Here is an 8,474-nt window from a genome sequence, read left to right as displayed (position 1 = left end):
AAGCACCGGATCATCGTTCGACTTGCATGTGTTAAGCACGCCGCCAGCGTTCATCCTGAGCCAGGATCAAACTCTCCGTTGAAGTAAAACAAAAACAGAAAACAACCAACACCCCCGGAAATAACGGGAAACGAAGGCCGCAAAAATTTGAAACCAGCTGTAAAAACCAAACCCAATCCACGGGGTGGACAGGCCTGGCCAATTCAACCAATTCAATACAATAAATTGGTATCAACAAACTTGGCACACTATTGAGTTCTCAAACAACAGACACATTCGAATACTTCCCGGAGCGATTCAGTAATTGAATTCTTTTGCTTCGTTTTTCTTCGCTGCGATGTTTATACTTTAGTTCATTCAAGTTTACTTTGCAAATCCCGGAATTTTCCGGATATTCACTCAATAAGCTGAATCCGCCCACCAAAAAACCAAGCTTTTCATCATCTTCGTGCAGTGCACATGACGAATTGCTTGAATTTGTTGGGGGTTTGTCACCACTCAGCGGCGGCGACTCAGAAAACATTACACGCTCCCCCGCGGCCGTGCAAATCGGCTGCGGAGGAGCGTGCAATGAGGCGGCAAAGCGCCTAAGGGACCAATACTTCCACGGTGGCAAGGTTCTTCTTGCCGCGGCGCAACAGGAGGTACTGCCCGTGAAGCAGTTCATCCTCGGAGATGACAGCCTCCGGGTCAGACACCTTCTCGTTATTCACATAGGCGCCGCCTTCGTTGACCGTGCGCCTGGCAGCAGACTTGCTGTCCGAGAGGCCGGAAGCCACCAGCAGATCAACAATCCCCAGGCCGTCCACCTGGACCCGCGCGGAAGGAAGCTCCGATGTTGCTGCTTCAAGGGTGGGCCGGTCCAGCGCGGACAGGTCGCCGTTGCCAAAGAGGGCGGCCGATGCGGCGATGACCTTCTCCGTTGCTTCCACTCCGTGGACCAGTGAGGTGACCTCGAACGCCAGCTTGCGCTGGCCCTCGCGGGCAAATGGGCGCTCCGCCACCGCAGCGGCAATCGATTCGATCTCCGCGCGGTTCAGGAAGGTGAAGACTTTCAGGCGGTCCACCACATCGGCGTCGGCGGTGTTGAGCCAGAACTGGTAGAAGGCATAAGGGCTGCACATGCCGGCATCGAGCCAGATGGCGTTGCCTTCACTCTTGCCGAACTTGGTGCCATCGGAATTGGTGATCAACGGCGTACCCAGGGCATGAACAGACTTGGCCTCTACCTTCCGGATCAGTTCGGTCCCGCTGGTGAGGTTGCCCCACTGGTCCGAGCCGCCGGTCTGCAGCACGCAGCCGTAGTCGCGGAAGAGCTGCAGGTAGTCCATGCCCTGCAGGATCTGGTAACTGAATTCCGTGTAGCTGATGCCTTCATCGGAATTGAGACGGGAAGCCACGGCGTCCTTGCGGAGCATGGTGCCAACACGGTAGTGCTTACCGATCTCCCGGAGGAAATCAATGGCGCTTAGGGGCGCGGTCCAGTCAAGGTTATTAACCATGCGAGCTGCGTTGGCACCCTCGAAGCTCAGGAAGCGGCGGACCTGGGCCTGGAGGTAACCCACCCACTCATTCACGGTGTCCTTGGTGTTCAGCGTCCGTTCGGCGGTAGGCCGAGGATCACCGATCAGCCCGGTGGATCCACCGACCAGTCCCAGCGGCTTGTGGCCGGCCAGCTGGAGGCGGCGCATCAGGAGGAGCTGAACCAGGTTGCCCAGGTGCAGGCTCGGCGCGGTGGGATCGAACCCGCAGTAATAGGTGACCGGTTCACCGGCGAGGAGCTTTTCCAGTTCCGCTTCGTCGGTGGAGACGTGGACCAGGCCGCGCCACTTCAGCTCCTGCCAGACATTGGCGAAGGTGGGGTCGTTCTGCTGGGATTCAAGATCGTTGAGTTCTGACACGACTTCTAAGTTAGCAGGATCGACGACGCCCGGCCCCGTCATGAACGGAGCCGGGCGTGAAGAGGGCGAAAGCGGGTCGGCTCAGCCTTCGATGCCGGCGGGGATGCCCTTGGCGGCGATCAGACGCAACCGCTGCGTGGGCCGGGTCATGGCAACGTACAGGTCACCCACCCGGCCGTGCTCATGGTTGAGCATCTCCGACGGTTCCAGCACCACAACCCCGTCAAACTCCAGGCCCTTAGCCTCGCGGGGACTAATCACCACGATGTCCTGCTCATAACTGCCCGCGCCGTTGCCGATACGCCGGCCGTAGACGGCACGCAGGGCTGAGGTGGCGGCGGGGAGAAGGTCGCCGTCGGCAATAACTGCCAGCAGGCCGCCGTCGAGCGCTTCCAGTTCTTCGGGGAGCACCTCCACGAGGCGACTGACCACCTGTCCGGCATCAACCTTGTCGATAAAAGGTGACCAGCGCCCCTCCCGGACGGCCTTCGGCGCGGACACCACGAGTCCGGCCGCGTTTGCCATCCTGACGGCGGCTTCGGCGATCTGCGACGGCGTCCGGTAGTTGACCGTCAGCTCCTCCAGCTGCCAGCGGTCACCGAACATCGGCGCCAAGGCTCCCTGCCAGGAGTTAGCGCCGGCAACCGAACTCGTCTGCGCGATGTCCCCCACGATGGTGAAGGACTTCAGGGGGCACCGTCGGACCAGCAGCCGCCACTGCATCGGCGAGAGTTCCTGCGCCTCATCCACCACAATGTGGCCGAAGGCCCACGTGCGGTCGGTGGTGGCCCGTTCGGCGGCCGTCAGGCGGTTCTGCCGCTCCTGGTTCTGGTCCACCAGTTCCTCGGCGGTCATCATGACATCAACGCCCATGTGCTCCATGTTCACCAGCGTCTGCTTGGCGTTGGCGAGATCGCGGGCACGGTCATGCTCCTGCTGGGCGATTCCGCGTCCGGCTGCGGGATCGAGCTCGCCGAGGAGTTCAGCTGCTTCATCCAGCAGCGGAACATCCGCCTCGGTCCAGGGCGCATCCGCCGGGCGCAGCAGTAGCTTCTGCTCTTCGAGGCTGAGGTGCGGCGTGCAGGCAGCCAGCACGGCCGGCTTGCTCAGGAGTTCGGTGATCAGCTTCTCCGGCGTCATGGGCATCCAGCACAGGTTGAGCGCGATCCGGACATCGCGGGCGGTCCGGACATCCTCCGCCAGATACGAACGGTCCGCGTTGTTGCCGATGCTGCCGGCCTCCACCAGCTCGGTCATCTGTTCCGTCAGCTCGCGGAGCAGGATCTTGACGAACGTCAGGCGTGCCTCGTTGTGCGGCTTGCCGGTGGACCGGGCGCGTTCGCGGGCGCGGCTGACCTGCCGGGGTGTCAGGACCAGTTTCCGGCCATCGACCTCGAGGATGCGGTCCTCGGCCGGGATCCGCTGCCGGTTGGCCACTGCGTTGGCCACAACCTTCGCCATGTCCAGCCGGCCTTTGAGGGCCGCAACATCGGCCTCGGGTTCAGGTACGGCGTTGATGCCCGGCATCAGGCGTCCCAGGCTGGCCATGACCACGCCCGTCTCACCGAGCGAGGGAAGGACGCGCTCGATGTACTTCATAAACGAGGACGACGGTCCCACCAGCAGCACGCCGGCAGTCTTCAGGCGCTCCCGGTGGGTGTACAAGAGGTATGCAGCACGGTGCAGCGCAACGGCCGTCTTGCCGGTGCCGGGACCGCCCTGAACCACCAGCGCCCCGGAGATGGAGGACCTGATGATGCGGTCCTGCTCCGACTGGATGGTGCCGACAATGTCAGACATCCGCCCGGTGCGTTTGGAATCCAATGCGGCCAGCAGCGCGCCTTCGCCCTGCAGCGAGGCGTTATCCGCCAGCATCCCGGCGTCGAGCACGTCGTCCTCGATGGCCTTGACTTCACGGCCCTGAAGAATCAGGTGCCGCCGGCGGCGGACGCCCTGCCGGTCAAAGGCGGTGGCCTGGTAAAAGTGCCCCGCTTCGGGCGCACGCCAGTCAACCATCAGCCGTTGCAGGTCATCGGTGGTCAGGCCGATGCGCCCGATGTACTGGGCCTCGCCCGAATCCAGATCCAAGCGGCCGAACACCAGACGGTCATCAACGGCATCGAGCTGAGCGAGGCGGTCCTCGTAGAGCGCCGCGAAGGCGTCACGTTCGGAAACATTCTGCATGGTGCCCACAGCACCGGCCCGGCGGACCTGTGCCAACTGCTGGCGCTTCTCAGCGCGTAGCTCTTCCAGCCGCGCGTACAAGCCAGCAACATAATCGCGTTCGTGGGCCAAATCGGCGTCGAGCATTAAACGTTCCCCTATCGCAAAAGACAGACCGTCCATTCTACAACCATTTCGGTTAACGTGCCCGCCTGACCGCACACCCCCGATGTCATCCACTGTTCACTTTTCCGGTTGCCTCCATCTGTTTCGGCGCAGGCCCCGGACTGATTCAATACTGCAATGCATCACGAAACAGTCCTGACCAGCTACGGACTCTCCCTTATCCCGCTGGCGCCGGAGCATGCCCACGCCCTGTACGACTTCGTGGATGCCGCGATGTGGGCCGGAATGGCCGCGCCGTTGCCAGCCACTGCCCCGGAGCTCAGGGCCCTGCTTGAAGCCAAAATATCCGATCCCGCCAGCCTTGCCTTTGCCGTGACAGACCAGCGGACCGGTGCGATCCTGGGCACCACCGCGCTCAACGCCTTCGACGCCGGACAGCAGCGCGCCGAGGTGGGCGGAACGTTCTTTGGCCGGCAGTTCTGGGGCACCCACGTCAACCCGGCCAGCAAGTACGCCCTGCTTGCCTTTGCGTTTGAGGTCCTCCGCGTTCAGCGGGTCGCCTTCCGGTGCGACGCGCGCAACCTGCGCAGCGCCGCAGCCATCGAACGGCTCGGGGCCACGTTCGAAGGGGTGCTTCGAAGTCACCGCACCGCGCCCGACGGCACCCGTGCGGACTCTGCGGTATTCTCGATCCTGCAGCCGGAATGGCTGTGCGTGCAGCGCGGCCTTCAGGATCGGCTGGCGCCGTTCGCGCAGGAGTGCGACGCACCGGGGAACCGGGCTGGAGCCCCGGCCGGAAGCCGTCCCGGCACCCCAACTTACGGCCGCCGCACCTTCGCGGCCTTGTAGCGGGACACCGTGTCATCCCCCGGCAGCCAGAAACGCCACGGGTAGTCTGCGGAACCGCCATCGCCGGAGACCCCCACCCGGGGCCCCGAACTGTAGGTGCGGGCTGGCGCCGAGGGCAGCCGCAGCCCGAACGGCTCCACCAGCGCGTCGCGTCCGCTGTCCGCGGTGGTGAGGGCCAGGGCTGTGGCGAGCCGCGCGGGACCGCTCGCCAGGTCACGCGGTGATTTCGACGTCGGCCGCCGCACCTGCGCCAAGTGCCGCCCTTCCACCACTTCCCCCGCACGCAACAGCACCGCGGACGCTGTGCCGGCCGGCCCGCAGACGATGTTGGCGCAGTAGTGCATGCCATACGTGAAATAGACGTAGAGGTGGCCGGCCGGACCGAACATCGGGGCGTTCCGGGCCGTTGGGCCGCGGAACGTATGTGATCCGGGGTCCGGGTGCAGCGAGTCCCCCGGGCCCATGTACGCCTCCAGCTCGGTGATCCGCACCGACACCGTTCCCTCGTGGCTGTTGTGGCTCAGGACGGACCCCAGCAGCAGGGGCGCGACCTTCCGGGCATCACCCGAGAGCAGCTCACGGAGCTGCTCCGGGGAACGCTCCGGGGAATGCTCCGGCCCGGAGTGAACGCTGTTGATCACGGCCATGCACTGACTCTACCCAAGACAACGGCCATGTCCGATTTCCGCTAGCAGTGCCCATGCCGGGCTGGCAGGATAGGGGAATGGACTTCTGGCAGCGCTACCGCGCCATCGACGCGCGGGATACCCGTTTCGACGGGCAGTTCTACACCGCTGTCCGGACCACGGGCATCTATTGCCGCCCGTCCTGCCCGGCCCGGACCCCCAAAGCGGCCAACGTCACGTTCTACGAAACGTCCGCTGCGGCGCACGAAGCCGGCTACCGGGCCTGCAAACGGTGCCTCCCTGAAGCGGTTCCCGGGACGCCCGCATGGAATGTCAGGCAGGACCTGGCCGGCCGGGCGATGCGACTGATCAATGACGGCGTGATCAACCGCGAGGGCGTGGAAGGGCTGGCGGCCCGGCTGGGGTATTCTGCCCGCCAACTGAACCGGATCCTCGGCCAGGAACTCGGCGCCGGTCCGCTGTCCCTGGCCCGGGCCAGCCGTGCGCAGACGGCACGCACGCTGCTGGTCTCCACGTCCATGAAGCTGGCGGACATCGCCTTCGCATCCGGCTTCAGCAGTGTCCGGCAGTTCAACGACACCATGGTGGAGGTGTTCGCCATGACCCCGACAGCCCTCCGGGCCACGGCGCGGCACCATCCGGCGGCTGCCGCCGCGACCGCACTGACGCTCAGCCTCCCTTACCGCGAACCGTTTGATCCCGCCATCTTCTCCTTCCTCGCGGTCAGGGCGATTCCCGGGATCGAAGCGGGGACCCCGACGTCGTACGCCCGCACCCTGCGGCTCCCCCACGGTGAGGCCCGCTTCCATGTGACTTACGACGACGGCGCGCCCGGGCGGCCGCTGACCCTCGCCATCGGCGCGGTGGACCTGCGGGACCTGCCGGCGCTGCTGAGCAGGGTGCGCCGGCTGTTCGATCTCGATGCCGACCCCGTCGCGATCGACACTGCGTTGGCTGCTGATCCACGCCTTGCCGCCGCAGCGGCGCGAGCCCCCGGCATGCGCATGCCGGGCGCTGTGGACCCGCAGGAACTCCTGGTCCGGGCCATGATCGGACAGCAGGTCACCGTGGCCGCGGCCCGGACGGCACTGACGCAACTGTCCGCCGTCGGAGGCCCCAGCCTGGTCCCCGGCGACGGGCTCGACCGGCTGTTCCCCTCTCCGGCCGAGATCGCCGAGTCAGGTTACTCGCTGCTGCGCGGTCCGCAACGCCGGATCGACGCCCTTCGGTCCGCCGCGTCCGCCCTGGCAGGCGGTGAGCTTGACTTCGGCTATGGCGACGACCTGCCCGGACTCGAAGCAAAACTGCTGCCGCTGCCCGGGGTGGGGCCCTGGACGGTAGGCTACGTGGCCATGCGTGTCCTCGGCGCCCCGGACGTGTTCCTGGCCAACGACGCCGCCGTGCGCAACGGCATCCGTGCCCTCGAGCCGGGAACCGCTCCGGGGACTGATCCGGCCCCGGCCGGCACCCTGTCGCCGGATTTCCGCGAGGTCAGCCCGTGGCGGTCCTACGCCACCATGCACCTGTGGCGTGCGGCGGGGTCGTCGAAGCCCGTCAGCCGCGAACCGCACATTCCAGAGAAAGTGATGCCATGAAAGCCCAGCTGTTGACGATGTCCACCCCGGACGGTCCGTTCACCATCCTCGCGCAGGACGGCGTGGTCCTGGCGTCCGGCTGGACCACAGAACCCGGCGAGCTGACCGGGCAGATCCACCCACAGCTGCGCCCGGCCGAGGCGGAAACGGTGACCGACCTCGGGCCGATTTCCCGGGCGGTGGAGGCCTTCTATGCGGGCGACCCCGCGCCGGCCATGGCTGTACCCGTACTGCAGAAATCCGGGCCGTTCAGGGCCCACGCCTGGGATGTGCTGCGGACGGTCCGTCCGGGGTTCCCGGTGACCTACACCGAGTACGCCGAGCTTTCGGGGAATTCCAAGGCAGTCCGGGCTGCCGCCAGCGCCTGCGCTCTTAATGCGGCGGCCTTGTTTGTGCCGTGCCACCGTGTGATCCGTACGGACGGGACCTTGGGGGGTTTCCGCTGGGGCCTGGCAATTAAGAAGAGCCTGCTGGCCCGGGAAGGGGGGTAACGAAGCGGTGTCGGATATGACGCCGGTCGTGGCGTGCCTGCCAAAACTCCAGTTCCGTGGCCGCCACCGCGTAAAGCTGCCAATCAGGATTGTGGCTGCCGTCCGCCGCCGGCCGGGCGTCCCAGTCTGCCTCCGACGCCTCCGCTGACAGCTCAACCACGGGACCGGCCACCCGGACCTGCCGGCCCATTTGCGGCCAGTAAAAGTTCAGGGCCGCCTTCGGGTTCGCCGCGAGTTCCCGGCCTTTGCGGGAGGTGCGGGACGTCGCGAAGTGCCAGCCGTCGTCGTCGATGTCTTTCAGGATCAGCATCCTGGCGGACGGTTGGCCGTTGTGGTCTGCGGTGGCCAGGCTGCAGGCGTGCGGCTGCAACACGCCGGCAGCCAGGGCCTGGTCCAGCCACAGTTTGAACAGCGCCACCGGATCGGCGGGTGCCGCGGCGGGGTCGAAGTCCGGCAGGTTTTCGGGGAAGTCAGGAAGGGCACGGAGTTGGCTGCGGAAGGCGTCGCTCATGCCGCAATGGTAGCCGGGAGACTCCGCCCCGCAACGCCCGACGCTCTCTCACTTAATGCGCGAACCCTCTGCGTCAGGCTGGTTGTGAGTCAGTCAGTGATTGAAGAGGAATGGGAGCAGCTATGACTGTTGGCCCGCGAGGTATTAGCCGCGATGAGATTCGGGAGTTGGTGCATCAGTATTACGTGCAG

8 protein-coding genes and 1 rRNA gene are annotated in these 8,474 nt (G+C 65.3%); 3 read left to right on the top strand and 6 right to left on the bottom strand.

The window, feature by feature from the left end; all coding sequences use genetic code 11:
* The 4 genes from PY310_RS20880 to PY310_RS20865 all read right to left on the bottom strand — a co-directional run.
* Window positions 1–82 (bottom strand): 16S ribosomal RNA (locus tag PY310_RS20880); the annotation flags it as partial.
* A 177-nt stretch (window positions 83–259) separates the two neighbouring features.
* Window positions 260–523, bottom strand: a complete 264-nt coding sequence (locus PY310_RS20875) for a hypothetical protein (RefSeq protein WP_275216540.1) — start codon at window positions 521–523, stop codon at window positions 260–262.
* Between the two features lie 64 nt (window positions 524–587).
* The gene (gene tyrS / locus PY310_RS20870; RefSeq protein ID WP_275216538.1) at window positions 588–1,901 is read right to left on the bottom strand and encodes a tyrosine--tRNA ligase; all 1,314 of its coding nucleotides are present in this window, start codon (window positions 1,899–1,901) and stop codon (window positions 588–590) included.
* A gap of 81 nt (window positions 1,902–1,982) precedes the next feature.
* Window positions 1,983–4,211, bottom strand: a complete 2,229-nt coding sequence (locus PY310_RS20865; protein WP_275216537.1) for a HelD family protein — start codon at window positions 4,209–4,211, stop codon at window positions 1,983–1,985.
* 156 nt (window positions 4,212–4,367) lie between these two features.
* On the opposite strand from PY310_RS20865, the gene PY310_RS20860 reads away from it, so the two are divergent.
* Window positions 4,368–5,039 carry a GNAT family N-acetyltransferase gene (locus tag PY310_RS20860; protein ID WP_275216536.1) on the top strand — a complete coding sequence of 224 codons (672 nt, stop codon included), beginning with the start codon at window positions 4,368–4,370 and terminating at the stop codon, window positions 5,037–5,039.
* Here PY310_RS20860 and PY310_RS20855 read toward each other — a convergent pair.
* Complete coding sequence (locus PY310_RS20855; RefSeq protein ID WP_275216535.1) at window positions 5,009–5,686, bottom strand: DNA-3-methyladenine glycosylase; 678 nt, start codon at window positions 5,684–5,686, stop codon at window positions 5,009–5,011. The genes PY310_RS20860 and PY310_RS20855 overlap by 31 nt on opposite strands.
* A gap of 77 nt (window positions 5,687–5,763) precedes the next feature.
* On the opposite strand from PY310_RS20855, the gene PY310_RS20850 reads away from it, so the two are divergent.
* Both PY310_RS20850 and PY310_RS20845 read left to right on the top strand, forming a co-directional pair.
* Window positions 5,764–7,281 (top strand): AlkA N-terminal domain-containing protein, encoded by a 1,518-nt coding sequence (locus PY310_RS20850; protein ID WP_275216533.1) that lies wholly within the window; start codon window positions 5,764–5,766, stop codon window positions 7,279–7,281.
* A complete protein-coding gene (locus tag PY310_RS20845; protein ID WP_275216531.1) occupies window positions 7,278–7,772 on the top strand; it encodes a methylated-DNA--[protein]-cysteine S-methyltransferase in 495 nt (164 codons plus the stop codon). Before PY310_RS20850 ends, PY310_RS20845 begins: the two co-directional genes overlap by 4 nt.
* On the opposite strand, the gene PY310_RS20840 is transcribed toward PY310_RS20845, so the two are convergent.
* Complete coding sequence (locus PY310_RS20840) at window positions 7,738–8,283, bottom strand: pyridoxine/pyridoxamine 5'-phosphate oxidase (protein ID WP_275216529.1); 546 nt, start codon at window positions 8,281–8,283, stop codon at window positions 7,738–7,740. The genes PY310_RS20845 and PY310_RS20840 overlap by 35 nt on opposite strands.
* Between the last annotated feature and the right edge of the window lie 191 nt (window positions 8,284–8,474).

The sequence above is a fragment of the Pseudarthrobacter naphthalenicus genome (assembly GCF_029076445.1).
Classification (GTDB): domain Bacteria; phylum Actinomycetota; class Actinomycetes; order Actinomycetales; family Micrococcaceae; genus Arthrobacter; species Arthrobacter naphthalenicus.
Note: the sequence above shows the minus strand (reverse complement) of the source record. Positions and strands in the feature narration are given on the sequence as shown.

Bases quoted from the DNA above. Each gene is read 5' to 3' on its own strand.
- PY310_RS20875 (WP_275216540.1), bottom strand. From the start codon at position 523: ATGTTTTCTGAGTCGCCGCCGCTGAGTGGTGACAAACCCCCAACAAAT.
- PY310_RS20865 (WP_275216537.1), bottom strand. From the start codon at position 4,211: ATGCTCGACGCCGATTTGGCCCACGAACGCGATTATGTTGCTGGCTTG.
- PY310_RS20860 (WP_275216536.1), top strand. From the start codon at position 4,368: ATGCATCACGAAACAGTCCTGACCAGCTACGGACTCTCCCTTATCCCG.
- PY310_RS20855 (WP_275216535.1), bottom strand. From the start codon at position 5,686: ATGGCCGTGATCAACAGCGTTCACTCCGGGCCGGAGCATTCCCCGGAG.
- PY310_RS20850 (WP_275216533.1), top strand. From the start codon at position 5,764: ATGGACTTCTGGCAGCGCTACCGCGCCATCGACGCGCGGGATACCCGT.
- PY310_RS20845 (WP_275216531.1), top strand. From the start codon at position 7,278: ATGAAAGCCCAGCTGTTGACGATGTCCACCCCGGACGGTCCGTTCACC.
- PY310_RS20840 (WP_275216529.1), bottom strand. From the start codon at position 8,283: ATGAGCGACGCCTTCCGCAGCCAACTCCGTGCCCTTCCTGACTTCCCC.